The organism is Pseudomonas sp. AAC, assembly GCF_000725445.1.
Classification (GTDB): domain Bacteria; phylum Pseudomonadota; class Gammaproteobacteria; order Pseudomonadales; family Pseudomonadaceae; genus Pseudomonas; species Pseudomonas citronellolis.
In genome coordinates this window covers 632,588-654,511 of record NZ_KL647095.1, presented here as the reverse complement: position 1 = coordinate 654,511, position 21,924 = coordinate 632,588, and the positions used below count along the sequence as shown (strand labels likewise).

Here is a 21,924-nt window from a genome sequence, read left to right as displayed (position 1 = left end):
AAAAGATAGCCAACCTGGCGCATTGCGCCAGGCAGCGCCAGCAGGCGCGGCCGAGCACTCTGCCTGAAAAGGCCGAGACGCTTCCCTGACCCAGGTCAGCCCACGCAGGCCAGCTCAGCGGAAATAAAGCAGTACCTGCAAATCGGTACGCGAGGGGTAGGAACAGATCAGTTGGCCGTCGTCGCCCAGGCAGGAGGGCTGCAGGTCCTGGTTGACGCTCTCGTGCAGGCCCAGCAGGAACAGGCCCAGCAGCGCGGCTAGCAGATAGTGGCGGTAGTGCCGCAGGTGCTTTCTTCTTGTGCCGTTCATGACAACCTCCCGAGGAAGCCGGTCAGGGAACCGGGGGCGGCGAAAGCTGCCGCCCCACCGTTCCAGTGTGTGCCCGCTGCGCCAGCTGTCAAGCCGCGGCGGCTTGGCCCAAATGCCCGGCGCAGCCGTCAGCCGGGCCGTTCACCGGCGCCGCGCAACTTCCTATGGTGCGCTCATCGCCCTGCCGACGAAGCCAGCATGCACGCCACCGACGCCAGCCCCTACCCTCACCTGCTCGCCCCGCTGCGGATCGGCCCGCTGCAGCTGCGCAACCGCGTGGTCATGGGCTCCATGCACACCGGCCTGGAGGACCGCCTGTGGGACTTCGGCAAGCTCGCCGCCTACTACCGCGAGCGCGCCCGCGGCGGCGTGGGGCTGATCATCACCGGCGGCTTCGCGCCCAACCGCGAGGGCTGGCTGCTGCCGCTGGGCAGCGACCTGACCGGCAGCCTGCAGGTGCCGGCGCACCGCCGCCTGACCCAGGCGGTGCACGCCGAGGGCGGGCGCATCCTGCTGCAGATCCTCCACGCCGGGCGCTACGGCTATCACCCGCTGGTGGTTTCGGCCTCGCCGCTCAAGTCGCCGATCAGCTGGTTCGCCCCGCGCGAGCTGTCCGAGCGCGGCATCGCCCGTACCATCGCCGCCTTCGGCCGCTGCGCGCGCCTGGCCCGCGCCGCCGGCTACGACGGGGTGGAGATCATGGGCAGCGAGGGCTACCTGCTGAACCAGTTCCTCTGCCCGCGCGGCAACCGCCGCCAGGACCGCTGGGGCGGCAGCCTGGAGAACCGCATGCGCCTGGCGCTGGAGATCGTCCGGCGCATCCGCCGCGCGGCGGGCGGGCGCTTCGTCATCGGCTTCCGTCTGTCGCTGCTCGACCTGGTGGAAGGCGGCAATACCTGGGACGAGGTACGCCAGGTGGCGCTGGCGCTGCAGGAGGCCGGCGTGGATGTGCTCAACAGCGGCTTCGGCTGGCACGAGTCGCGGGTGCCGACCATCGTCACCTCGGTGCCGCGCGCGGCCTTCGCCGAGGTGACCGCGCGCCTGCGCCGCGAACTGCGCATTCCGCTCATCGCCAGCAACCGCATCAACACCCCGGAACTGGCCGAAGCGCTGCTCGCCAGCGGCCAGGCCGACCTGGTGTCCCTGGCCCGGCCGCTGCTGGCCGATCCGCAGTTCGTGCAGAAGGCCGCCGCCGGCCAGCCCGGGCGCATCAACACCTGCATCGCCTGCAACCAGGCCTGCCTCGACCACGCCTTCGCCAACCGCCGCGCCAGCTGCCTGGTCAACCCGCGCGCCGCCCACGAGACCGAGCTGCGCTACCGCAAGGCGCGCCAGCCCAAGCGCATCGCGGTGATTGGCGCTGGCCCCGCCGGACTCTCGGCGGCCTGCGTGGCGGCCGAGCGCGGCCACCGCGTCAGCCTGTTCGAGGCCGGCGGCGCGATCGGCGGGCAGTTCAACCTGGCCCGGCGCATCCCCGGCAAGGAAGAGTTCGGCGAAACCCTGCGCTACTTCGCCGTGCGCCTGGCCGAGCTGGGCGTGGACCTGCACTTGAACCGGCGCATCGCCCGAGGCGAACTGCAGGGGCAGTTCGACGAGGTGATAGTCGCCACCGGCATCCGCCCGCGCCGGCTGCAGCTGCCGGGCATCGAGCATCCCAAAGTGCTCGGCTACCTGGACGTGCTGAACGGCGCACCGGTGGGCCGGAAGGTGGCACTGATCGGCGCCGGCGGCATCGGCTTCGACGTCGCCAGCTTCCTGCTCGCCGAACGCGAAGGCCCGCAGCCGCTGGGCCAGTGGCTGGGCGAATGGGGCATCGACCTGGACAACAGCACGCCCGGCGGGCTGCGCAGGCCCACGCCGATCACGCCGAAACGCCAGCTCTGGCTGCTGCAGCGCAAACCGGGCACGCCCGGGGCCGGCCTGGGCAAGACCAGCGGCTGGGTCCACCGCGCTCACCTGAGGCACCACCAGGTGCGGATGCTGGGCGGCGTGGAATACCTGCGCATCGACGACGCCGGCCTGCACATCCGCGTGGACGGCCGCGAGCAGTGCCTGGCGGTGGACAACGTGGTGATCTGCGCCGGCCAGGAGCCGCTGCTGGAACTGCAACCCACCCAGGCCGCGGAGAACCTGCGCCACCACATCATCGGCGGCGCCCGCCTGGCGCGGGAGCTGGATGCCAAGCGGGCGATCAGGGAGGGGGCGGAGTTGGGGGCGCGGTTGTGAGGGGGGGTGTTTCGTTGGGGGGGGGGCTTGGTGCGGTTCCGAAGAGCGCCCTCTCCCTAACCCTCTCCCTTCAGGGAGAGGGGACCGTTCGGCGCGCTTGGCTGTTCTGGAGTCAGCCGGCAACACCGAAAGCTTCCGACGGAAACCTTGCCTTCCCTCGGCACGGACAAGCCCCCTCTCCCTTCAGGGAGAGGGCTGGGGAGAGGGAACGGAGGTCAGCGTAATGCCAATACACCCGGCAACCCCCGTTCGCGAGCAAGCTCGCTCCTACGAGAAGCGGCGCCATCCTACAAGCATCTCGGCTCAGGAAGCTGTAATCTGTTAGATTACAGTCCGGCGATGATCAGGAGCTTCCGCCACAAGGGCCTGCGTGCCCTATACCTGCATGGGGATCATCGCGGCGTCAGGGCTGACCATGTGTCCAGGCTGCTGCGCATCCTTGCTGCCCTGGATGCCGCCAAGGACCCCAGGGAAATGGACCTGCCCGGTTATCGCCTGCACGGGCTGAAAGGCACGCTGCGGGGCTACTGGTCCGTCAGCGTCTCCGGCAACTGGCGGGTGATCTTCCGCTTCGAAGACACCGACGCGGAACTGCTGGACTACCTCGACTACCACTGAGCGGAGGGCTCGCCATGGCGATGCACAACCCACCCCACCCGGGCGAAATCCTGCGCGAGGATGTTTTGCCGGCCCTGTGCCTGTCGGTCACTGCGCTGGCCACGCACCTGGGTTTCAGCCGGCCGCACCTGTCCAAGGTGCTGCATGGCCGCGCGCCCATCAGCGCCGACCTGGCCTGGCGCCTGGAACAGGCCGGCCTGTCCAGCGCCCGGCACTGGCTGGCGATGCAAGCCGCCTACGACCTCTGGCAGGTCAGCCAGCAACCCCATCCACCGATCCCCCGGCTGCAGGCGGTGGCGTAAAGAGGGAAACCCCGTAGGAACAATTATCTGCCGGCTGCACCAGGTGCATTTCGTAGGATGGGTTGAGCCTGCGAAACCCATGCGGTCACGGTGATGGGTATCGCTTCGCTCAACCCATCTTACAGGCTACTAAAAGCCGTGGCGCCTACAAGTGGCGTAGGGCGTATAACCGTTCGCGGTTATACGCCGCCTGACCTTGGCCCCAAACACGCTCCGCGTTCAACCTCGAAGCGCCCGCCCCGAACTTCACGGCGAAAACCCCATCGTCCAAGGCAGCTCCTCCGACTCCAGCAACGCCTTGATCGCCCGCAAGTCCTTCTCCACCCACTGCGCGTCGCGCTCGAAGGCGGCGTCGTCCATCGCCGGCTGGCGCAGCAGGGTCAGCTGCAGTTCGCAGCCGTCGCCGTTGGCGACCAGGCGCAGGGGGATGTGGATGGGCGGGGCGTCTTCGGGCAGCACGTCGTGGTCCAGCACGCCGAACGGGTTGCGCGGCGAGAAGCGCACCCGCAGCGGCCCCTGGGGCGTCTGCGCCAGCCAGTGGTCGGCGCCCAGCGGTTCGATGGCGCTGCACAGGCCCGAGGCCCAGCGCGGGAAGTTGCGCGGTTCGGCGAGGAAGTCGTAGGCCACCTGCCAGGGGCGCTCGATGCGCACGGCCAGGGTGCGGGAAGCGGAGGTGCCCATGGTTTCTCTCCTGGGAAGCGGGAGCGCTGCTCCGGTCTGGTGCATACTAGCCGGCTGTCCTTTTCGCTTCGACTGCCAAGGAGTCCCCCATGCCCACGCCACCCTGGTGGATGTTCGTCCTGCCGCTGATCGCCGGTACCTGCCTGCCGCTGCAGGCGGGCATCAACGGCCAGTTGGCCAAGCAGGTGTCCAGCGTGCTGGCCGCCGCGCTGATCTCCTTCTTCGTCGGCACCCTCGGCCTGCTGGTGCTGACCCTCGCCAACCGCGAGTTCCCCGGCGTGCCGGCACTGCGCTCGCTGCACTGGTGGCATTGGTGCGGCGGCTTCCTCGGCATGTTCTTCATCTTCATCGCCGCCTTCGCCGCGCCGCGGGTCGGCGCCCTGCTGTTCATGGTGCTGGTGCTGGCCGGCCAGCTGGGCATGGCCATGGCCCTCGACCACTTCGGCTGGGCCGGCTTCAGGGAGAACCCCATCAGCGCCCTGAAGCTCGCCGGCATCGCCGCCATCGGCGTGGGCATCTGGCTGATCCGCAAGGGCTGAGCGCCGGCATTGCCCGGCGCGGGCGCCGCCGCTATAGTCGGGCGGCGGCGTCCACCACGCCACCGGTCCGCGGAAAGGGTTCGCCCAGGTGCTGCATCCGCCGACTTTCCATACGACTCCGGCCCGACAGCGGACCCGGCCCGAAAGGAGCTCGTATGTCCCCGACTTCCGGCCAAGACGGCCGCATCGACCTCGACCGCCAACGCCAGCACGCCAAGGCCCTGCTGCGCGACCTGCGCGCCGGCCAGGCGCAAGCCCTGCAACGCCTCCACGCCCAGGCCCCGCACGGCCTCGGCCCCCCGCCGCGGCTGGCCGACTGCCAGTGGCTACTGGCGCGGGAACTGGGTTTCGCCAGTTGGCCGAAGCTCAAGGCCCACGTCGAGGCCATCGCCTTCGCCGCGCGCCACCCGGACTTCGCCAGCGGCGACGAAGCCGCCTGCCTGCACCTGCGCTGCGGCAACGATATCGCCCACAGCCTGGAACTGGCCGGCTTCCGCGGCGAGTTCCGCATGTTCGCCGACCCGCTGAGCATGGGCCCCGTGCCGGCGCTGCCGGAAGAAAGCTTCCGCCAACTGCGCGCGGCCTTCGTCAGCCAGGCCTTCGACATCCCCGCGGCCGACGCCCTGCGCCGCACCCGGGACGAATACGCCCTGCTCGACCAACTCCCCGAGCGCCAGCGGGTGGTGCTCTGGTGCGAGGCGGACGCCTACGACCAGCTGTTCCTGATCCGCGTGCTCGCCGGCCTGCCGCGCTTGCCCGAGCGCCTGGAGCTGATCGAGACCGACCGGGTGCCCGGCGTGCAGCGCTTCATCGGCATCGGCCAACTGGCCCCCGACCTGCTCGCCTGGCTCTGGCCGCAGCGCCGGCCGCTGGGCGAAGAGGCCCTGCTGCTGGCCCGCGAAGCCTGGGACGCCTATCGCCAGCCCTCGCCACAGGCCTGGGCTGTGCTGGCCGGCAAACCGACACCGGCGCTGCCGCTGCTGGGCAACGCCCTGCGCCGCCAGTTGCAGGAGCTGCCCGGCGCGCGCGACGGCCTGTCGCTGACCGAGCGCCTGAGCCTGGGCATAGTCGCCGAGCGCGGCGAGCTGCCCCTGGGCCGGGTGTTCGCCGAGCTGATGACGCACCGCGAACCGTTGCCCTACCTGGGCGACCTGATGTTCCACGTGCTGATGCGCCCGCTGATCGACAGCCCCACCCCGCTGCTGGTCGAGGCCGAGCCGCAGCTGCCCTGGGCCCAGCGCCCGGTGCGCCTCACCGCGCTGGGCCGCCAGGTGCTGGCCGGCGAACGCCACGGCCTGGACCAACTGGCCGCCGAGCGCTGGGTCGGCGGTGTGCGCCTGCGCCCGGGGCAGCCGCACTGGACGCTGGACGACGGCCTGCAACCGCGCTGGCGCGACTGACGCCGCCGTTTCGTCGAAAGGGCGCGCAATCCGCCGCCGAGGCCACTATGATTGCGCGCCCCGCAACGCACCGTGCCGCCGCCATGAGAAAACCGCCGCTGATCGCCAACGCCGAACTCGACCGCCTGGAAACCTGGGCCAAGTACAGCTCGGGCCTGTGCCGCGACTGCCACGCCACCTGCTGCACCATGCCGGTGGAAGTGCGCATCGGCGACCTCATCCGCCTGGGCGTGGTGGACGAGTTCGAACGCGAGGAACCGGCGAAGAACATCGCCAAGCGCCTGAGCAAGGAAGGCCTGGTCGAGCGCTTCAACCAGAAGAGCGGCATCTTCACCCTCACCCGCAGCAGCAACGGCGACTGCCTGTACCTGGACCGCAAGACGCGCCTGTGCACGGTCTACGCCAAGCGCCCGGACACCTGCCGCAACCACCCGCAGGTGGGCCCGCGCCCAGGCTACTGCGCCTACCGCAAGAAGCAGGCGTAAGGCCGCAGGCGCTCCGGTCCCGCTATACTGCGGCGCTGCTGCGGAGCCTTGCATGAACCCACTGAGCGACGCCTGGCGCGATCGCCCGACCCACCGACGGGTCTGGGCGCTGGCCGCGCCGATGATCCTGTCCAACGTATCCGTGCCGCTGGTGACCCTGGTCGACAGCGCGGTCATCGGCCACCTGCCCCACGCCCATCAGTTGGGCGCGGTGGCCGTGGGCGGCAGCCTGTACACCCTGCTGGTGGGCGTGCTCGGCTTCCTGCGCATGGGCACCACCGGCTTCGCCGCCCAGGCCGCCGGGCGCGGCGATGGCGGCGCGCTGCGGCGCATCCTCGGCCAGGGCCTGCTGCTGGCGATGGGCCTGGCCTTGCTGCTGGGCCTGCTGGCGCTGCCGCTGACGCCGCTGGCCATGGGCCTGATGAACGCCTCGCCGGAACTCGACGGCCTGGCCCGGCAGTTCTTCCACATCCGCCTGTTCGGCCTGCCCGCGGCCCTGGCCAGCTACGCGCTGATCGGCTGGCTGCTGGGCACGCAGAACGCCCGCGGGCCGCTGGCCATCCTGCTGACCACCAACCTGGTGAACATCGCCCTGGAGCTGCTCTTCGTGCTCGGCCTGGGCTGGGGCGTGGCCGGCGCCGCGCAGGCCTCGGTGATCGCCGAGTGGAGCGGCGCGGCCCTCGGCCTGTGGCTGGCCCGCGGCGCGCTGGGGCGCTTCCCCGGCGTGCCGGACTGGCGCCGCCTGCGCCGCTGGGTGAGCTGGGCGCCGCTGCTGATGGTCAACCGCGACATCTTCATCCGCAGCCTGGCGCTGCAGGGCGTGTTCTTCCTGGTGACCGTGCAGGGCGCGCGCCTGGGCGACGCCACGGTGGCGGCCAACGCCCTGCTGCTCAACGGCCTGATGATCACCTCCTACGCCCTCGACGGCCTGGCCCACGCGGTGGAGGCCCTGTGCGGCCATGCCATCGGCAGCGGCGACCGGCGCACGCTGCGCCGCTCGCTGCTGGTGGCCTGCGGCTGGTCGCTGCTGGCCAGCCTGGCCTTCGTGCTGTTCTTCGGCAGCGCCGGGCACCTGTTCATCGCCCTGCAGAGCGACATCCCCGAAGTGCGCGCGGTGGCCGACCAGTACCTGCCGTACCTCGCCGTGCTGCCGCTGATCGGCATGTGGAGCTACCTGCTGGACGGGCTGTTCATCGGCGCCACCCGCGCCCGCGAGATGCGCAACGCCATGCTCCTGGCCTGCGCCGTGAGCCTGCCGCTGGGCTGGCTGCTGCAACCGCTGGGCAACCACGGGCTGTGGCTGGCGTTCCTCAGCTTCATGCTGCTGCGCGGTCTGATCCTCGCCGCCTACGCCTGGCGCCTGACGCGCCGCGACGCCTGGCTCGGCGTACCCTCGGCCTGACTGGCAGGCGCCGCCGCCGCGCTCTAAAGTGCCAGGCGGCGCCCACGATAGCGCCGAGCACAACGAAGCCGTGGCGCGGACCACGGCCCACGCCTGACAAGGACCCGACGACATGGCTTCAGCCCTGGTTGCCTACCTGCACTTCATCTCCATCTTCGTGATGTTCGCCCTGCTGGTGCTGGAGCACCGCCTGTTCCAGCTGCCGCTGGACGCCAGGCGCGCCCGCAGCCTGGTGATCATCGACCTGGCCTACGGCGCCAGCGCCGGCGTCGTGCTGCTCAGCGGCATCGCCCGCACCCTGTGGTTCGCCAAGGGCCTGGACTACTACCTGCACAACGCCGCCTTCCACGCCCTGGTCGGCCTGTTCGTGCTGGTGGCGCTGCTGTCCATCTACCCGACGCTGACCTTCCTCAACTGGCGCAACGCGCTCAAGGCCGGCCAGGCCCCGCAGGTCGGCGAGGCCCAGGGCCGGCGGGTGACGCTGGTGATCCGCATCGAGCTGCTGGCGATGCTGATCCTGCCGCTGCTGGCCAGCCTGATGGCCCACGGCATCGGCATGACCGGCAGCTAGAGCAGCCGCGCCAGGGGCTCGCGCAGGGCTTCGGCGGTGGCCGGCGGCAGGCGCAGGTGGAAGCGCCCGCGCAGCACCTCGATCAGTTCGTCCACGTCGAGGATCCGCCGCTGCTCGGCGTTGCCCTTGGCATCGCGCCAGCCGAACTGGCCGTCGAGCAGGGTCAGGCGCCTGTCGCCCTCGCTGAGGGCTACCCGCAGGCTCTTGCGGAACACGCTGTCCGGGTGCGTCGAGGTGTACCAGTTGCGCGGCAGGTAATCGACCCAGTGCTGCGGTTGCAGGGTGAAGCGGTACAGCGCCTGCCAGCCGCTGGCGGTGTGCAGCGCCAGTTCCAGTTCGTCGCCGTCGTGGGGGGCGATGCGCCAGCCGCCGGGCAGCTCCTCGCCGATCACCAGCGGCAGCGGCCGCGGCGGGTTGGCGCCGCCGAAGCCGACATCCGCCAGGTAGGGCCCCTCGTCCAGCTCGATGCGCAGCAGCAGGTGGCTCTGCTGGGTGCGCTCGACCTCCGCCGGCATGCCCCAGCGCACCCGCGCCACCAGCAGGCTGATGCGGTAGCCGAGGCTGGCCAGCAGCCGGGCGAACAGGCTGTTCAGCTCGAAGCAGTAGCCGCCGCGGCCACCCTCGACGACCTTGGCGAAGACCGCCTCCGGCTCGATGGCGACGGGCCGCGCCAGCAGCACGTCGAGGTTCTCGAAGGGCAGGTGGTGCAGCGCCGCGTCGACCAGGCGTTCCAGCGTCTGCAGGGTCGCGGCCGGCGGCTGCGGCGGCAGGCCGAGGCGCGCCAGGCAGGCCTGCAGCTGCTGCGGGGTGAAGGGGGTGAGTGGCGTCATGGGGTTTCTCCTCGGGCCAGGCGGAAGCCCGGCTGCCACCCGAGCCGGTGGCGCGCCAGCGCGGTGCTGACCTCGGTGTCCTGCTCGGCCAGGTTGTAGCACCCGGGCGCGCCCCACTCCAGCGCCAGCAGCGCGGCGCGGGCGGCGTCGTCGACGTGCAGGGCCAGGCGCGGGTCGGGTTCGTCGCAGCCGGTGCCGGGGCCGTACAGGCGCCCGTAGCGCAGCACCAGGCCTTCCAGGGGCGCGGCGCCGAGCACGGCATTCTCCAGCGCGGCGACGCCGCCGACGCTGATGGCGCGCGGGCCCTCGGCCGCCAGGTCGAGCGGCTGCCGCTCCTGGTGCGGCAAGGGCCCCGGCGCATAGGCCCAGGCGATGCTCTGCGCCACCAGCCGCTGCGCCCCGGCGGCGCGGGCCGCGGCCACCAGGTTGGCGGTGCCCTCGCGGCGCACCCGGGCGTTGCGCGGCGTGGCCTCGGCCATGCGCGTCGGGTCCAGGCCGGGCGGCAGGTCGGTGAGCTGGTGCAACACCCACTGCGGACGGAACGCCAGCATGGCGCGCGTCAGCGCCGCGCCATCGAAGACGTCCAGCACCTGCGCCTCGGCGCCGGCCGCGCGCAGGGCCTCGGCCCGCGCCGGCTCACGGCTGCACGCCAGCACCCGGTAGCCGCGCGCCAGCAGCATGGGCAGCAGGCGCTTGCCCACGGCGCCGGTGGCGCCGGCGAAGAAGATTCTCGTGCACATGTTCGACCTCGTCTGGAGAGTGGATGGGGCCACTCTAGGGGCGCCATGGCATAGTCGACAGAGCCAAGAATCGATTGAAAGCCTGGGACATGATCGCGCGACCGATCCGCGCAGCGCTTCCGCGAATGCCAGATTTCTCGTCTATAACGAAGGTTCCCGACTTCCCTCGCCACAAGGAAACGCCCATGAGCAAAGTCTTCGACGTCGCCGTGCTGGTCGGCAGCCTGCGCAAGGAATCCCTCAACCGCAAGGTGGCCCTGGCCCTGGCCGAGCGGGCCCCGGCGAACCTGAAGCTGGAGATCGTCGAGATCGGCCAGCTGCCGCTGTACAACGAGGACCTGGACGGCGACAACGCCCCGGCCGCCTACGCGCCCTTCCGCGAGCGCATCCGCCGCGCCGACGCGGTGCTGTTCGTCACCCCGGAATACAACCGCTCGGTGCCGGCGGCGCTGAAGAACGCCATCGACGTGGGTTCGCGCCCCTACGGCAAGAGCGCCTGGGGCGGCAAGCCGGGCGGCGTGGTCAGCGTCTCGCCGGGGGCCATCGGCGGCTTCGGCGCCAACCATGCGCTGCGCCAGTCCCTGGTGTTCCTCGACGTGCCCTGCATGCAGCAGCCGGAAACCTACCTGGGCGGCGCCGGCAACTTCTTCGACGCCGCCGGCAAGGCCAACGACCAGGTCGGGCCCTTCCTGCAGACCATCATCGACAGCTACGCCCGCTGGGTGGAGAAGATCGCCGGGGCCTGAGGCCCGCGCCGCTCCTACGAAGAGCATCATCCTTCTCGTAACGCGTCATCGTTCCCGGGCAACGGTGTGCCTTCCTACCCACGAAATCGCGCGCAGGGCGCGCTCCTACATTGGAATGGCGCGGGTGGGGCAGCGTAGGAGCGGATCTCATCCGCGATCCGCGCCGATACCTCCGGCTATCGCGGACAAGGTCCGCTCCTACGGGGAGAAACACCGTGCTCCCCGGCAACCTGTAGGAGCGGGCCCTGCCCGCGATTCGCGCGCAGGGCGCGCTCCATTGGAATGGCGCGGGTGGGGCAGCGTAGGAGCGGATCTCATCCGCGATCCGCGCCGGGGATATCCGGCTATCGCGGACAAGGTCCTACGGGGAGGAATGCCGTGCTTTCCGGCAACCTGTAGGAGCGGGCCTTGCCCGCGATTCGCGCGCAGGGCGCGCTCCTACATGGGGAATGTAGGGCGGACTCCCCCGCCCCTTCACTCCTCCTCGTAACGCGCCAGCCGCTGGCGCAGGCGGGCGTTCTCGCCGCGCAGCTGCTCCACCTCGTCGAGCAGGCGCAGGGCCAGGGCGATGCCCGGCCAGTCCACCTCGAACTCGCGTTGCAGGCGCACCGCGCGGCGCACCAGGGTCAGTGACTCGACGCTGAACAGCCAGGTGTCGCCCCGCCGCTCCAGGGGCTCGACGATGCCGACCTCGACTATTTCCAGCAGCGTCTCGCGCGGCAGCCGCGCGCCCTCGCAGAGCTCTTCCAGCTCCAGGCTCAGCAGTATGTCGCTCATGGCCGTTTACCCCACTGGCTGCGTGGATCGAAGGCCGCGCGGGCGGCCAGTTCTTCCCAGTGCTTACGCGTCTCGCCCTCGGGCGCGCCCTTGGGCATCACCACCTTGAGCACCGCGTAGAGGTCGCCGGCGGGGTCCTCGCCCTTGCCGGCCAGGCCCTTGCCGCGGATGCGCAGGCGCTGGCCGCTCTGGCTGCCCGGCGGCACGCTGAGGGCGATGCGGCCGTTCAGGGTGGGCACCTCGATCTTCGCCCCCAGCGCCGCTTCCCAGGGCGCCAGCGGCACGCTGAGGACAAGGTTGCGGCCGTCGACGTCGAACAGCGGGTGCGGCGCCAGGCGGATGATCAGGTAGAGGTCGCCGGCCGGCGCGCCGCCGATGCCGGGCGCGCCCTGGCCCTTCAGGCGGATGCGCTCGCCGTCCACTACGCCCGGAGGAATGCGCACCTTCAGCGTCTTCTCCACGTCGGGCAGGCGTCGGCCCTGCTCGTCGTAGCTGGGCAGGCCGAAGCGGATAGGCTGCGGCTCGCCGGACTGGCTCTCCTCCAGGAACAACGGCACCTCCAGCTCGATGTCGCGGCCGCGCCTTTCCCGCCGGCGGTGCCCCTGCGGGCCGGCATGGGCGCCGAAGATCGACTCGAAGAAGTCGGAGAAATCCTGCTCCTGGAAATGCTCGGCGCCCTCGAAGCCGCCGGACGGCTGCCAACCCGGCGGCGCCTCGAAGCGGCCGCTCTGCTGGTACTGGCGCAACTGGTCGTACTCGGCGCGCTTCTCGGGGCTCTTGAGCACCTCGTAGGCCTCGGAGACTTCCTTGAAGTGCGCTTCGGCGTCCGCCTCCTTGCTGACGTCGGGGTGGTATTTGCGCGCCAGCTTGCGGTAGGCGGTCTTGATCGCCTTTTCGTCGGCGTCCGGCGCCACGCCCAGCGCCGCGTAGTAATCCTTGAAGTCCATCGCCTTGCTGCTCCCGGGTCTGGAACTGCAAGCCTAGTCGCTGGCGCGGCACTCGTCCGCTCGCGACGGCTGATCCGCGTCATGGCATAGTCATTTATCCACAAAGCCCGCAGCGAACCAGGCCATGACCGAGCCCCTCGCCTTGCGCCTGGACCCCGGCCTGGCGCAGCCGATCTACCGCCAGCTCTACGAGCGCATCCGCGAGGCCATCGCCCGCGGCACCCTGCGCCCGGGCGAGCGGGTGCCGCCAGTGCGCGGCCTGGCCAGCGAGCTGGGCGTGGCCCGCGGCACCGTGGAGCTGGCCTACCAGTTGCTGACCAGCGAAGGCTACCTGCTGGCCCGCGGCCCGGCGGGCACCGTGGTATCGCCGCAGTTGGCCGGGCGCAACGCGGAGCGCCCGGCGCGCCTGGCGCCGCAACCGGAGCAGGTGCTGCCCGGGCTGATCGCCCACGGCCCGCAGGTGCTGCCGCTGCAACTCGGCCTGCCGGCGCTGGACGCCTTCCCCAAGGCGCTGTGGTCGCGCCTGGCCGCGCGCCGCCTGCGCCACACCGCCGAGGTCGAGCTGGCCTACCCCGACCCTTGCGGCTACGCCCCGCTGCGCGAGGCGCTGGCCGGTTACCTCAACGTGTCCCGCGGGATCGCCTGCGAGCCGGCGCAGGTGCTGATCTGCGCCGGCTACCAGGGCGCCCTGGACCTAGTCAGCCGCACCCTGCTGCAGCCGGGCGACGCCTTCTGGCACGAGGACCCCGGCTACCCCCGCGGGCGCCAACTGATGGCCGCAGCCGGCGCCCGGCCGGTCGCGGTGCCGGTGGACGCCGATGGCCTGAGCGTGGAACAAGGCCTGCGCCGCGCACCCGACGCCCGCTTCGCCCTGGTCACGCCCTCGCAGCAGAGCCCCACCGGCGTGGCCCTGAGCCTGCCGCGACGCCTGGCGCTGCTGGACTGGGCGGCCCAGACCGGGGCCTGGATAGTGGAAGACGACTACGACAGCGAATACCGCTACGCCGGCTTCCCCCTGCCGGCGCTGAAGAGCCTGGACCGCCAGGGCCGCGTGCTCTACGCCGGGACCTTCAGCAAGGTGCTGTGCCCAGCCCTGCGCCTGGGCTACCTGGTAGTGCCGCCGCCGTTGCTGGAGCGCTTCGTGCGCAGCCAGCAGACCTTCGCCAACGGCTGCGCCGAGCTGCAGCAGGCGACGCTGTGCGACTTCATCGCGGAAGGCCACTTCGCCCGCCACCTCAAGCGCACCCGCACGCTCTACGCGCAGCGCCGGCAACTGCTGCGCACGGCCCTGGAGCGGCGCCTGGGCAAGCGCATGAAATTCGCCGAGCTGCCCGGCGGCCTGCACCTGATCGGCCGGATCGACGGCGACGACAAGGCCATCGCCGCCCGCGCAAGGGAAGCCGGCCTGGGCTTGCAGGCGCTGAACAATTGGTGTGTGGAAGCGCGCCAGGAACCGGCGCTGGTGATGAGCTTCACCAATGTGAAGGACGAAAGGAAGGCAGCCGAATTGGCCAGGCGCGTGGCGCAGGTGATGGAGACGTAGGATGGGTTGAGCGAAGCGATACCCATCACCATGACCCGATGGGTTTCGCAGGCTCAACCCATCCTACGAAGAGCACCACGTCGGCGGGGTAACGGCGTATAACCGCGAACGGTTATACGCCCTACGAAGAGCGGGTCGTGCCGGTCAGGACGACAGGTAGGCCGAGCGCGTCAGGCCCAGGCGCAGCGCGTCGAGGAACTGGGTGCGCTCGCGGGCGGTGAGCTTGGCGCCGGCCACCTTGTCGCGGTAGTGGGTCATCAGCTCCTCGGGCGACAGGTGCACGTAGCGCAGCATGTCCTCGATGGTGTCGTGGGTCTCGATGCCGGCGTGGTGGAAGCTGCCGTCGGCGTTCTGGTAGACGTTCACCGAGTCGGTGTCGCCGAACAGGTTGTGCATGTCGCCGAGGATTTCCTGGTAGGCGCCGACCAGGAACACGCCGATCAGGTAGTCCTCGCCTTCCTTCACGTCGTGCACCGGCAGGCTGGTCTCGATGCTCTGCTCGTCGACGTACTGGGTGATCTTGCCGTCGGAGTCGCAGGTCAGGTCCTGCAGCACCGCGCGGCGGTCCGGTTCCTCGCCCAGGCGGTGGATCGGCAGGATCGGCAGCACCTGGCCGATGGCCCAGGTGTCGGGCAGGCTCTGGAACACCGAGAAGTTGCAGATGTACTTGTCGGCGAGCTTGTCGTTGAGTTCGTCGAGCACCTGGCGGTGCGAGCGCTGGCGGGCCTTGAGCTGGTTGTGCAGGCGCCGGCAGATGGCGAAGTAGCACTGCTCGGCCAGGGCCTTCTGGGCCAGGCTGATCTTGCCCTCGGCGTACTGGCTGGCGGCGTCGCTCATGTAGTGGGTGGCGCGCCAGTAGGTCTCGGTGACCATCTCGGCGTCGGTCGGGCCGAGCAGGTCGGCCAGGTACTGGACGATCTCCGGCTGCTCGGCGAGGTCGGTGATCTTCGGCAGTTCGTCGTTGTGCCGCTCGACGTCGGTGACCTGGGTGATCAGCACCGCGTGGTGCGCGGTCAGCGCGCGGCCGCTCTCGGAGAAGATGTGCGGGTGCGGCAGGCCCTGGGCGTCGCAGAACTCCTTGAGCATGCCCACCACCACGCCGGCGTAGTCGTCGATGTCGTAGTTGATGGAGCTGGCGTTGCGCGAGTGGGTGCCGTCGTAGTCCACGCCCAGGCCGCCGCCGACATCCACGTGGTCCACCGGCAGGCCGAGGCCGCGCAGCTCGCCGTAGTAGCGGATGGCTTCCTTGAAGCCGTGCTGGTAGTCGGCCAGGTTGGCGATCTGCGAGCCCATGTGAAAGTGCAGCAGGCGCACGCCCTGGTCCAGCCCGGCCTTGCGGAAGCGCTCGACCACCGACAGCAGCTGCGCGGCGGAAAGGCCGAACTTGGCCTTCTCGCCGCCGGTGTCGGCCCACTTCGAGGAGGCCAGCGAGGACAGCCGCACGCGCAGGCCGACCTGCGGCAGCACGCCGACGTGCTCGGCCTCCTCGATCACCAGCTGCACCTCGGACTCCTTCTCGATGACGATGAAGACGTTGTGCCCGAGCTTCTGCCCCATCAGCGCCAGCTTGATGAACTCGCGGTCCTTGTAGCCGTTGCAGACGATGGTCCCGCCCTTGGGCGCCAGCGCCAGCACCGCCATCAGCTCCGGCTTGGAGCCGGCTTCCAGGCCGATGGAGACGTTCTGCGTGGCGATGATGCTTTCCACCACCGCTTCCTGCTGGTTGACCTTGATCGGGTAGAGCGCGGTGTAGCGGCTGCCGTACTCCAGGCGCGCGATGTTGGCGTCGAAGGCGCCGGTCAGCTTGCGCACGCGGTCCTGCAGGATGTCCGGGAAGCGCACCAGCAGCGGCAGCGACAGGCCCGCCTCGCGCAACTGGCCGACCAGCGCATGCAGATCGATCGGCTGGGCGTCGGCACCCTGCGGGCGCACCTCGACGTTGCCGGCGTCGTTGATCGCGAAATAGCCGGCGCCCCAATGGCGGATACCGTAGATGCTGCGGCTGTCCGCCACCGTCCAGTTGCTGCCGTCGTCTTTGCGGGTCCGTCTTGCGGCCATGCGCGGGTGTCTCCTGAAAAGAAAGTCGAGCGCCCGGCGCGGGTAGCGCGCGGACGCAACAAGCCTAAACGTCGGGTATGACGTTGCCGTGTTGACCGCCATCTCTGGCGGTAGTTTAGGAAAGCGTGGCGAACTCGCGAGCGCGGCGCATCTCCCATCTAGGGAACGGGCTGGCCGGCATGCCGGCGCCGTGCGCCGCTGCCTAACCCGTTCCCTGCAGGGGAGAGACGAATCAGCCGCCGGATTTCTTAGCCTTGAAGCCGCGCTTGGCCAACTCTTCGAGGAGCAGCTCGACGTGGTCGCCCTGGATCTCGATGACGCCGTCCTTCAACGCGCCGCCGGTGCCGCAGCGTTTCTTCAGCGCCGTGGCCAGTTCCTTGAGGGCGTCTTCGGCCAGGGGCACGCCGCTGACCGTGGTCACGGTCTTGCCGCCGCGGCCCTTGGTCTCGCGGCGCACACGGGCGATGCCGTCGCCGGCCGGGATCACGGACTGCTTGCAGATGCAGGCGCCAACGGGCTGGTTGCAGTCCGGGCAATGCCGGCCCGCATCGGTGGAATAGACGAGCCCGCCAAGGGCGGACAGGGAGGATGCTTTCTTGACCACCGGGCGTTTTCCCCAGGATTGGCCTCTAAGGGCCAGGTCAACGAATGATCGGCTGGCGCCGACCGCGACGCCCCACTCAGGCAGGGGCTGCGCATTCCCGCCGGAGGACCCGAGCGGAAAGGTCGCGCAATTTACCAGCATTGGAGGCAAATGCTAAGGGTGGAAATGCGTCATTGATCGGCGGATTGGCGACATGCCTGAAAAGCACCCTCACCCCGGCCCTCTCCCGCAAGCGGGAGAGGGAGTCCGCGCCGGGAGCACCGAGCCTCACTGCGATGGCGGCGTGGATGCACAAACCACGGCTTGCCCATGGCACAGTTTCGCCGCCCACTCAGGACAGTCCCCTCTCCCGCAAGTGGGAGAGGGAGTCCGCGCCGGACGCACCGAGCACTGCTGCTGTTATGGAGTGGATGCATGGGCAATGGCATGCAAGAGGCACAGACCACACGCCCACTCAGGACCGTCCCCTCTCCCGCTTGCGGGAGAGGGTTAGGGTGAGGGGCTCTTGCTCTTAAAGCTGCCCCAGATACAACCGCAAAGCCTGCAACGAGTCCGGACAGTACAAAACCCCGGAGCCAGCCTCCTCCAACGCCACGGCCGGCTCGACGAACCGCGCCTCCAGCACCTCCTCCGGCTGCAGCCTCAGCGCCCCGTCCCAGGTCGCCGAGAACACCGCACACCACAACCGATTACCCGGCTCGTCGAAAAAGAAGGTGCCATGCTCGCGCAACTCCACGCCGGCCACGCCCAGCTCTTCCTCCAGCTCGCGGCTGGCCGACAGCGCATAGCTCTCGCTGGCCTGCACCATCCCGCCGGCGGCGGCGTCCCAGTAGCCCGGGTACACCGCCTTGCTCAGGCTGCGGCGGTGCACGCAGAGCTGCCCGGCGCCGTTGAACAGCAGGATGAAGGTGCCGCGGCCGATCAGCCCGCGCTCGCGCAGCTGGGCGCGCGGCAGCTCGCCCAGCAGTTGGTCGCGCTCGTCGACCCAGGCGATCAGTTCCCGGTCCGAGGCCAGCCGGTGGGCGGCCTCGGCGGCGCTGACGAGGTCCATCAGCCCTGCGCCAGCAGTTGCCGCAGATCGATGATCGCGGCGTTGGCCCGGGAAATGTAGTTGGCCATCACCAGCGAATGGTTGGCCAGCACGCCGAAGCCGCTGCCGTTGAGCACCATCGGGCTCCACAGCGCTTCCTGGGTGGCTTCCAGCTCACGGATGATCTGCCGCACGCTGACGGTGGCGTTCTTCTTCGCCAGCACGTCGGCGAAGTCGACCTCGATGGCGCGCAGGATGTGCGACAGCGCCCAGGCCTGGCCGCGGGCCTCGTAGAACACGTTGTCGATCTGCAGCCAGGGGGTTTCCTGCACCTCTTCGTCGACCTGCGGCGCCTCCCCCGGCGCCAGCGCCGAGGCGGTCTTGATGTTGGTGTTCAGCTTGACCCGCCCGACGCTGGCGGACAGGCGCTGGGACAGCGAGCCCAGGCGGGTGGAAACGTCGCCCAGCCAGTTGTTCAGGCTGTCGGCGCGGGCGTAGAACTGCGCGTTGGGCTGCTCGGCGGAGAGGCGCGCCAGGTAGCGGTCCAGGGACTTGATGCCCTCGGCGTACTCCGACTCGGAAGACGGCAGCGCCCAGCTCTTGTTGTCGAAGTTGAAGCGCGGCTCGGCGCGGGCCAGGTCGGCGTCCTCGGTGGACTGCGACTGCGAGCGGGCGAAGTCCTTGCGCAGCGCGCGGGACAGGTCGCGGGTCTGCACCAGCACGCCGTATTCCCAGCTGGGCATGTTGTCCAGCCACAGGCCCGGCGGGAAGATGTCGTTGGACAGGTAGCCGCCCGGCTTGTTCAGCAGGGTGCCGACCACTTCCTTGAGGGTTTCCACGGTGGTGTAGCCCACCACCATCTGCCGCCCGGCGCGCTCGGCGGCCTGCTGCGCATGCTGCTGCACGGGGAACAGGTCCGGCTCGCGGCTCCAGTACCAGCCGACCAGGGCGGCGACCACCAGGTAGGCGCCCAGCAGCCCGCCGACCACGCGCACCAGCCAGGGCCCGCCGAAGTAGGCGCGCACATCGTCAACCCTGTCGTCGACGCGCTCGCGCACCGAGCCGCCGCGATTCTTCCAGTTCCACATGGCAAAGTCCTTGGTTCGACCTAACGGAAAAAGGTTGGACCGCAGGCCCCGCCACAGGTGCCGGGCGATGCCGCGATCCAGGCGCACTAGCATGCCGCAGTCGGCGCCCGAAGGGCAGCCTACCCTCTGCATGGCACGCCTGGCGATCCTTGACCGACATCACTGGAATTGCCAGCGGCAAATGGTAGCATGGTGCCATCATCGCTCTGGCGACCCCGCCACCGCGTCAGCCCTCACAAGAAGTGCGCCATGACCGAGCACGACGATCCCACCCGCGATCGCTTGAAACACCATTTTGCCCAGCGGGTGATCCACCAGGCCCGGCACGTGCTGGAGATCTGGCAGCAGCTCAGCCGCTCGGAATGGACCGCCAGCGGCATGGCCGACCTGCGCGAGGCCGTCCTGCGCCTGCAGCGCTACGCCGAGCGCTTCGAGCAGGCCGAGCACGCCCAGTTGGCCGCCGCCATTGGCGCCGGGCTGGACGCCGTGGCGGGCAACCGCGGGCGCCTGTCCAGCGAGCTGATCAACGAGTTCGCCCAATTGATGCTGCGCCTGTCGCGCACCGGCCTGCGCCATGGCGACCAGCTCGAACACACCCAGCTGCCGCCGCTGCGCAAGCCGGTCTACCTGGCCCTGCAGGACGCCGAGCGCGCCGAGCGCCTGGCCCAGCAGCTGGAGTTCTTCGGCGTCCACGCGCAGCTGTGCGAGCACGCCGCGGCCTTCCGCGCGGCCATGGCCGAACGCCATCCGGCGGCGCTGCTGATGGACGTCGACTTCGCCGGCGCGGGCCTCGGCCTGGCCCTGGCCGAGGAAGTGCAGGCGGGCCTGGCGCACAAGCTGCCGGTGCTGTTCTTCAGCCACGAGGACACCGACACCCCCACCCGCCTGGCCGCGGCCCGCGCCGGCGGCCAGGAGTTCTTCAGCGGCACCCTGGACGCCTCCGGGGTGCTGGAAAAGATCGAGATGCTCACCCGCGTCGCCCACTACGACCCCTTCCGCGTGCTCATCGTCGACGATTCGCGGGCCCAGGCGGCGCACACCGAGATGGTCCTCAATGGCGCCGGCATCGTCACCCGCGCGCTCACCGCGCCGCTGTCGGTGATGGCCGAGCTGGCCGAGTTCCAGCCGGACCTGATCATCCTCGACATGTACATGCCCGAATGCCTGGGCACCGAGCTGGCCAAGGTGATCCGCCAGCACGAGCGCCACGTCAGCGTGCCGATCATCTACCTGTCGGCCGAGGACGACCTGGACAAGCAGCTCGACGCCATGAGCGAGGGCGGCGACGACTTCCTCACCAAGCCGATCAAGCCGCGCCACCTGATCGCCACCGTGCGCAACCGCGCGGCGCGGGCGCGCAGCCTCAAGGCGCGCATGGTGCGCGACAGCCTCACCGGGCTGTACAACCACACCCACACCCTGCAATTGCTGGAAGACGCCAGCTACCGCGCGCGCCGCGAAGGCCAGCCGCTGGCCTTCGCCATGCTCGACATCGACCACTTCAAGAAGGTCAACGACAGCTACGGCCATCCCATGGGCGACCGGGTGATCAAGAGCCTGGCGCTGTTCCTCAAGCAGCGCCTGCGCAAGACCGACCACATCGGCCGCTACGGCGGCGAGGAATTCGCCGTGGTGCTGCCGGACACCGACAGCGTGGCGGCGCACAAGGTGCTGGAGGAAATCCGCCAGCGCTTCGCCGAGATCCGCTACCCGGCCAAGCCCGCCGACCTGGCCTGCACCTTCAGCTGCGGCATCGCCCAGCTGGGCGCGGACGAAGACGCCACCGTCCTGGCTCGCCGCGCCGACGAGGCGCTGTACCGCGCCAAGCATGGCGGGCGCAATCGCGTCGAGGTGTTCGCCTGATCCCGCGGACCGGCGGATAACGCCGGGGGTGGGCTCGGCGTAGGGCGGATAACCGTTCGCGGTTATCCGCCGCTTGACCTTGGCCATGCCCCGCGCGGTGATGGGCACGAAACGCCGTTGAAGAGCGCGCCAGGTCCAACCACGACGCCCCGTAAAATGGGTTTCCCGCGCCTACCGGGCCATCCCATCAACGCTCGCCCAGCTTGTGCCGCGCCGCGTACAGGCAAACCATCTCCATCGCCAGGGTCGCGCCGGCCAGGGCGGTGATCTCGGCGCTGTCGTAGGGCGGCGCGACTTCCACCACGTCCATGCCCACCAGGTTGATGCCACGCAGCGCGCGGAGGATTTCCAGCGCCTGGTGCGAACTGAGCCCGCCGCAGACCGGCGTGCCGGTGCCCGGCGCGAAGGCCGGGTCGAGGCAGTCGATATCGAAGGTCAGGTACACCGGGCTGTCCCCCACCCGCGCGCGGATGCGTTCGGCGATGGCCTGCGGCGAGTGGCGGTGCACTTCGCGGGCATCCAGCACCTGGAAGCCCATCACATCGTCGTTGGTGGTGCGCAGGCCGACCTGCACCGAGCGCGCCGGGTCCACCAGCCCCTCGCGGGCGGCATGGTAGAACATGGTGCCGTGGTCGATGCGCTGGCAGTCCTCGTCCGGCCAGGTGTCGCTGTGGGCATCGAAATGGATCAGCGACAGCGGGCCGTGCTTCTTCGCATGGGCCTTGAGCAACGGGTAGCTGATGAAGTGGTCGCCGCCCAGGGTCAGCAGCGCGCAGCCGGCATCGAGGATGCGCGCGGCGTGGGCTTCGATGGCTGCCGGGGTTTCCTGCGGCACGCCGTGGTCGAAGGAGCAGTCGCCGTAGTCGATCACCGCCAGGTGGTCGAAGGGGTCGAACTCCCAGGGGAAGTGCCGGGCCCAGGCCATCTGCACCGAGGCGGCGCGGATCGCCCGCGGCCCGAAGCGGCTGCCGGGGCGGTTGGTGGTGGCGGTGTCGAAGGGCACGCCGCTCACCACCAGGTCGACGCCGCGCAGGTCGCGGCTGTAGCGGCGGCGCATGAAGCTGGTGATGCCGGCGTAGGTGGATTCGGCGGCGGTGCCATACAGGCTGTCGCGGGTGATGGCCTGGTCGTTGTCGTGGGCTTGATCCATGGTGTCCTCATCATC

General features: G+C 70.0%; 22 protein-coding genes. 11 read left to right on the top strand and 11 right to left on the bottom strand.

Features of this window, described 5'->3' with window-relative positions; translation table 11 throughout:
- Positions 1–114: 114 nt before the first annotated feature.
- The gene (locus FG99_RS08370; protein WP_009613266.1) at positions 115–309 is read right to left on the bottom strand and encodes a hypothetical protein; all 195 of its coding nucleotides are present in this window, start codon (positions 307–309) and stop codon (positions 115–117) included.
- Between the two features lie 198 nt (positions 310–507).
- Here FG99_RS08370 and FG99_RS08365 point away from each other — a divergent pair, with 198 nt between their 5' ends.
- The 3 genes from FG99_RS08365 to FG99_RS08355 all read left to right on the top strand — a co-directional run bounded on the left by FG99_RS08365 (position 508) and on the right by FG99_RS08355 (position 3,455).
- Positions 508–2,535 carry an NADPH-dependent 2,4-dienoyl-CoA reductase gene (locus FG99_RS08365; RefSeq protein ID WP_043268758.1) on the top strand — a complete coding sequence of 676 codons (2,028 nt, stop codon included), beginning with the start codon at positions 508–510 and terminating at the stop codon, positions 2,533–2,535.
- 339 nt (positions 2,536–2,874) lie between these two features.
- Complete coding sequence (locus tag FG99_RS08360; RefSeq protein ID WP_043268756.1) at positions 2,875–3,153, top strand: type II toxin-antitoxin system RelE/ParE family toxin; 279 nt, start codon at positions 2,875–2,877, stop codon at positions 3,151–3,153.
- Between the two features lie 14 nt (positions 3,154–3,167).
- Complete coding sequence (locus FG99_RS08355; protein WP_009613269.1) at positions 3,168–3,455, top strand: HigA family addiction module antitoxin; 288 nt, start codon at positions 3,168–3,170, stop codon at positions 3,453–3,455.
- Positions 3,456–3,701: 246 nt separating this feature from the next.
- On the opposite strand, the gene FG99_RS08350 is transcribed toward FG99_RS08355, so the two are convergent.
- Positions 3,702–4,136 (bottom strand): SRPBCC family protein, encoded by a 435-nt coding sequence (locus FG99_RS08350; protein ID WP_043268754.1) that lies wholly within the window; start codon positions 4,134–4,136, stop codon positions 3,702–3,704.
- An 89-nt stretch (positions 4,137–4,225) separates the two neighbouring features.
- Here FG99_RS08350 and FG99_RS08345 point away from each other — a divergent pair, with 89 nt between their 5' ends.
- From FG99_RS08345 to FG99_RS08325, 5 genes are all read left to right on the top strand, one after another.
- On the top strand, positions 4,226–4,675 hold the full coding sequence (locus FG99_RS08345; RefSeq protein ID WP_009613271.1) for a DMT family transporter: 450 nt from the start codon (positions 4,226–4,228) through the stop codon (positions 4,673–4,675).
- 155 nt (positions 4,676–4,830) lie between these two features.
- On the top strand, positions 4,831–6,075 hold the full coding sequence (locus FG99_RS08340; RefSeq protein ID WP_043268752.1) for a DUF1835 domain-containing protein: 1,245 nt from the start codon (positions 4,831–4,833) through the stop codon (positions 6,073–6,075).
- 47 nt (positions 6,076–6,122) lie between these two features.
- Positions 6,123–6,560 (top strand): YkgJ family cysteine cluster protein, encoded by a 438-nt coding sequence (locus FG99_RS08335; RefSeq protein WP_074982816.1) that lies wholly within the window; start codon positions 6,123–6,125, stop codon positions 6,558–6,560.
- Positions 6,561–6,612: 52 nt separating this feature from the next.
- The gene (locus FG99_RS08330) at positions 6,613–7,962 is read left to right on the top strand and encodes an MATE family efflux transporter (RefSeq protein ID WP_043268749.1); all 1,350 of its coding nucleotides are present in this window, start codon (positions 6,613–6,615) and stop codon (positions 7,960–7,962) included.
- A gap of 112 nt (positions 7,963–8,074) precedes the next feature.
- Complete coding sequence (locus FG99_RS08325) at positions 8,075–8,533, top strand: DUF2214 family protein (RefSeq protein WP_043268746.1); 459 nt, start codon at positions 8,075–8,077, stop codon at positions 8,531–8,533.
- Here FG99_RS08325 and FG99_RS08320 read toward each other — a convergent pair.
- On the bottom strand, positions 8,530–9,363 hold the full coding sequence (locus FG99_RS08320) for an arylamine N-acetyltransferase family protein (protein WP_043268744.1): 834 nt from the start codon (positions 9,361–9,363) through the stop codon (positions 8,530–8,532). The two genes, FG99_RS08325 and FG99_RS08320, sit on opposite strands and share 4 nt — an antisense overlap.
- Positions 9,360–10,103 (bottom strand): NAD-dependent epimerase/dehydratase family protein, encoded by a 744-nt coding sequence (locus tag FG99_RS08315; RefSeq protein WP_043268742.1) that lies wholly within the window; start codon positions 10,101–10,103, stop codon positions 9,360–9,362. Before FG99_RS08315 ends, FG99_RS08320 begins: the two co-directional genes overlap by 4 nt.
- Positions 10,104–10,288: 185 nt before the next feature.
- On the opposite strand from FG99_RS08315, the gene FG99_RS08310 reads away from it, so the two are divergent.
- Positions 10,289–10,849 (top strand): NADPH-dependent FMN reductase, encoded by a 561-nt coding sequence (locus FG99_RS08310; RefSeq protein ID WP_009613278.1) that lies wholly within the window; start codon positions 10,289–10,291, stop codon positions 10,847–10,849.
- A 474-nt stretch (positions 10,850–11,323) separates the two neighbouring features.
- On the opposite strand, the gene FG99_RS08305 is transcribed toward FG99_RS08310, so the two are convergent.
- Positions 11,324–11,626, bottom strand: a complete 303-nt coding sequence (locus tag FG99_RS08305; protein ID WP_043268740.1) for a chaperone modulator CbpM — start codon at positions 11,624–11,626, stop codon at positions 11,324–11,326.
- Positions 11,623–12,573, bottom strand: coding sequence for a curved DNA-binding protein (cbpA, locus tag FG99_RS08300; RefSeq protein WP_043268738.1), 951 nt, complete (start codon positions 12,571–12,573; stop codon positions 11,623–11,625). Before cbpA ends, FG99_RS08305 begins: the two co-directional genes overlap by 4 nt.
- A 124-nt stretch (positions 12,574–12,697) precedes the next feature.
- Here cbpA and FG99_RS08295 point away from each other — a divergent pair, with 124 nt between their 5' ends.
- A complete protein-coding gene (locus FG99_RS08295; protein WP_051878602.1) occupies positions 12,698–14,116 on the top strand; it encodes a MocR-like pyridoxine biosynthesis transcription factor PdxR in 1,419 nt (472 codons plus the stop codon).
- A gap of 144 nt (positions 14,117–14,260) precedes the next feature.
- On the opposite strand, the gene speA is transcribed toward FG99_RS08295, so the two are convergent.
- The 4 genes from speA to FG99_RS08275 all read right to left on the bottom strand — a co-directional run bounded on the left by speA (position 14,261) and on the right by FG99_RS08275 (position 18,896).
- Positions 14,261–16,174 (bottom strand): arginine decarboxylase, encoded by a 1,914-nt coding sequence (speA, locus tag FG99_RS08290; protein ID WP_043268736.1) that lies wholly within the window; start codon positions 16,172–16,174, stop codon positions 14,261–14,263.
- A gap of 232 nt (positions 16,175–16,406) precedes the next feature.
- On the bottom strand, positions 16,407–16,778 hold the full coding sequence (locus tag FG99_RS08285; protein WP_043268734.1) for a translation initiation factor Sui1: 372 nt from the start codon (positions 16,776–16,778) through the stop codon (positions 16,407–16,409).
- Between the two features lie 511 nt (positions 16,779–17,289).
- Positions 17,290–17,829: an NUDIX hydrolase gene (locus tag FG99_RS08280; RefSeq protein WP_043268732.1), complete on the bottom strand. Its 540-nt coding sequence runs from the start codon at positions 17,827–17,829 to the stop codon at positions 17,290–17,292.
- On the bottom strand, positions 17,829–18,896 hold the full coding sequence (locus FG99_RS08275; RefSeq protein WP_024128112.1) for a DUF2333 family protein: 1,068 nt from the start codon (positions 18,894–18,896) through the stop codon (positions 17,829–17,831). Before FG99_RS08275 ends, FG99_RS08280 begins: the two co-directional genes overlap by 1 nt.
- A 249-nt stretch (positions 18,897–19,145) precedes the next feature.
- On the opposite strand from FG99_RS08275, the gene FG99_RS08270 reads away from it, so the two are divergent.
- A complete protein-coding gene (locus tag FG99_RS08270) occupies positions 19,146–20,759 on the top strand; it encodes a GGDEF domain-containing protein (protein ID WP_043268730.1) in 1,614 nt (537 codons plus the stop codon).
- A 187-nt stretch (positions 20,760–20,946) separates the two neighbouring features.
- On the opposite strand, the gene speB is transcribed toward FG99_RS08270, so the two are convergent.
- The gene (gene speB / locus FG99_RS08265; protein WP_043268728.1) at positions 20,947–21,909 is read right to left on the bottom strand and encodes an agmatinase; all 963 of its coding nucleotides are present in this window, start codon (positions 21,907–21,909) and stop codon (positions 20,947–20,949) included.
- Positions 21,910–21,924 lie beyond the last annotated feature (15 nt).

What these genes read in the sequence shown, in the direction of transcription:
- FG99_RS08370 (WP_009613266.1), bottom strand. Translation starts at nt 309, where the DNA reads ATGAACGGCACAAGAAGAAAGCACCTGCGGCACTACCGCCACTATCTG.
- FG99_RS08365 (WP_043268758.1), top strand. Translation starts at nt 508, where the DNA reads ATGCACGCCACCGACGCCAGCCCCTACCCTCACCTGCTCGCCCCGCTG.
- FG99_RS08360 (WP_043268756.1), top strand. Translation starts at nt 2,875, where the DNA reads ATGATCAGGAGCTTCCGCCACAAGGGCCTGCGTGCCCTATACCTGCAT.
- FG99_RS08355 (WP_009613269.1), top strand. Translation starts at nt 3,168, where the DNA reads ATGGCGATGCACAACCCACCCCACCCGGGCGAAATCCTGCGCGAGGAT.
- FG99_RS08350 (WP_043268754.1), bottom strand. Translation starts at nt 4,136, where the DNA reads ATGGGCACCTCCGCTTCCCGCACCCTGGCCGTGCGCATCGAGCGCCCC.
- FG99_RS08345 (WP_009613271.1), top strand. Translation starts at nt 4,226, where the DNA reads ATGCCCACGCCACCCTGGTGGATGTTCGTCCTGCCGCTGATCGCCGGT.
- FG99_RS08340 (WP_043268752.1), top strand. Translation starts at nt 4,831, where the DNA reads ATGTCCCCGACTTCCGGCCAAGACGGCCGCATCGACCTCGACCGCCAA.
- FG99_RS08335 (WP_074982816.1), top strand. Translation starts at nt 6,123, where the DNA reads ATGATTGCGCGCCCCGCAACGCACCGTGCCGCCGCCATGAGAAAACCG.
- FG99_RS08330 (WP_043268749.1), top strand. Translation starts at nt 6,613, where the DNA reads ATGAACCCACTGAGCGACGCCTGGCGCGATCGCCCGACCCACCGACGG.
- FG99_RS08325 (WP_043268746.1), top strand. Translation starts at nt 8,075, where the DNA reads ATGGCTTCAGCCCTGGTTGCCTACCTGCACTTCATCTCCATCTTCGTG.
- FG99_RS08320 (WP_043268744.1), bottom strand. Translation starts at nt 9,363, where the DNA reads ATGACGCCACTCACCCCCTTCACCCCGCAGCAGCTGCAGGCCTGCCTG.
- FG99_RS08315 (WP_043268742.1), bottom strand. Translation starts at nt 10,103, where the DNA reads ATGTGCACGAGAATCTTCTTCGCCGGCGCCACCGGCGCCGTGGGCAAG.
- FG99_RS08310 (WP_009613278.1), top strand. Translation starts at nt 10,289, where the DNA reads ATGAGCAAAGTCTTCGACGTCGCCGTGCTGGTCGGCAGCCTGCGCAAG.
- FG99_RS08305 (WP_043268740.1), bottom strand. Translation starts at nt 11,626, where the DNA reads ATGAGCGACATACTGCTGAGCCTGGAGCTGGAAGAGCTCTGCGAGGGC.
- cbpA (WP_043268738.1), bottom strand. Translation starts at nt 12,573, where the DNA reads ATGGACTTCAAGGATTACTACGCGGCGCTGGGCGTGGCGCCGGACGCC.
- FG99_RS08295 (WP_051878602.1), top strand. Translation starts at nt 12,698, where the DNA reads ATGACCGAGCCCCTCGCCTTGCGCCTGGACCCCGGCCTGGCGCAGCCG.
- speA (WP_043268736.1), bottom strand. Translation starts at nt 16,174, where the DNA reads ATGGCCGCAAGACGGACCCGCAAAGACGACGGCAGCAACTGGACGGTG.
- FG99_RS08280 (WP_043268732.1), bottom strand. Translation starts at nt 17,829, where the DNA reads ATGGACCTCGTCAGCGCCGCCGAGGCCGCCCACCGGCTGGCCTCGGAC.
- FG99_RS08275 (WP_024128112.1), bottom strand. Translation starts at nt 18,896, where the DNA reads ATGTGGAACTGGAAGAATCGCGGCGGCTCGGTGCGCGAGCGCGTCGAC.
- FG99_RS08270 (WP_043268730.1), top strand. Translation starts at nt 19,146, where the DNA reads ATGACCGAGCACGACGATCCCACCCGCGATCGCTTGAAACACCATTTT.
- speB (WP_043268728.1), bottom strand. Translation starts at nt 21,909, where the DNA reads ATGGATCAAGCCCACGACAACGACCAGGCCATCACCCGCGACAGCCTG.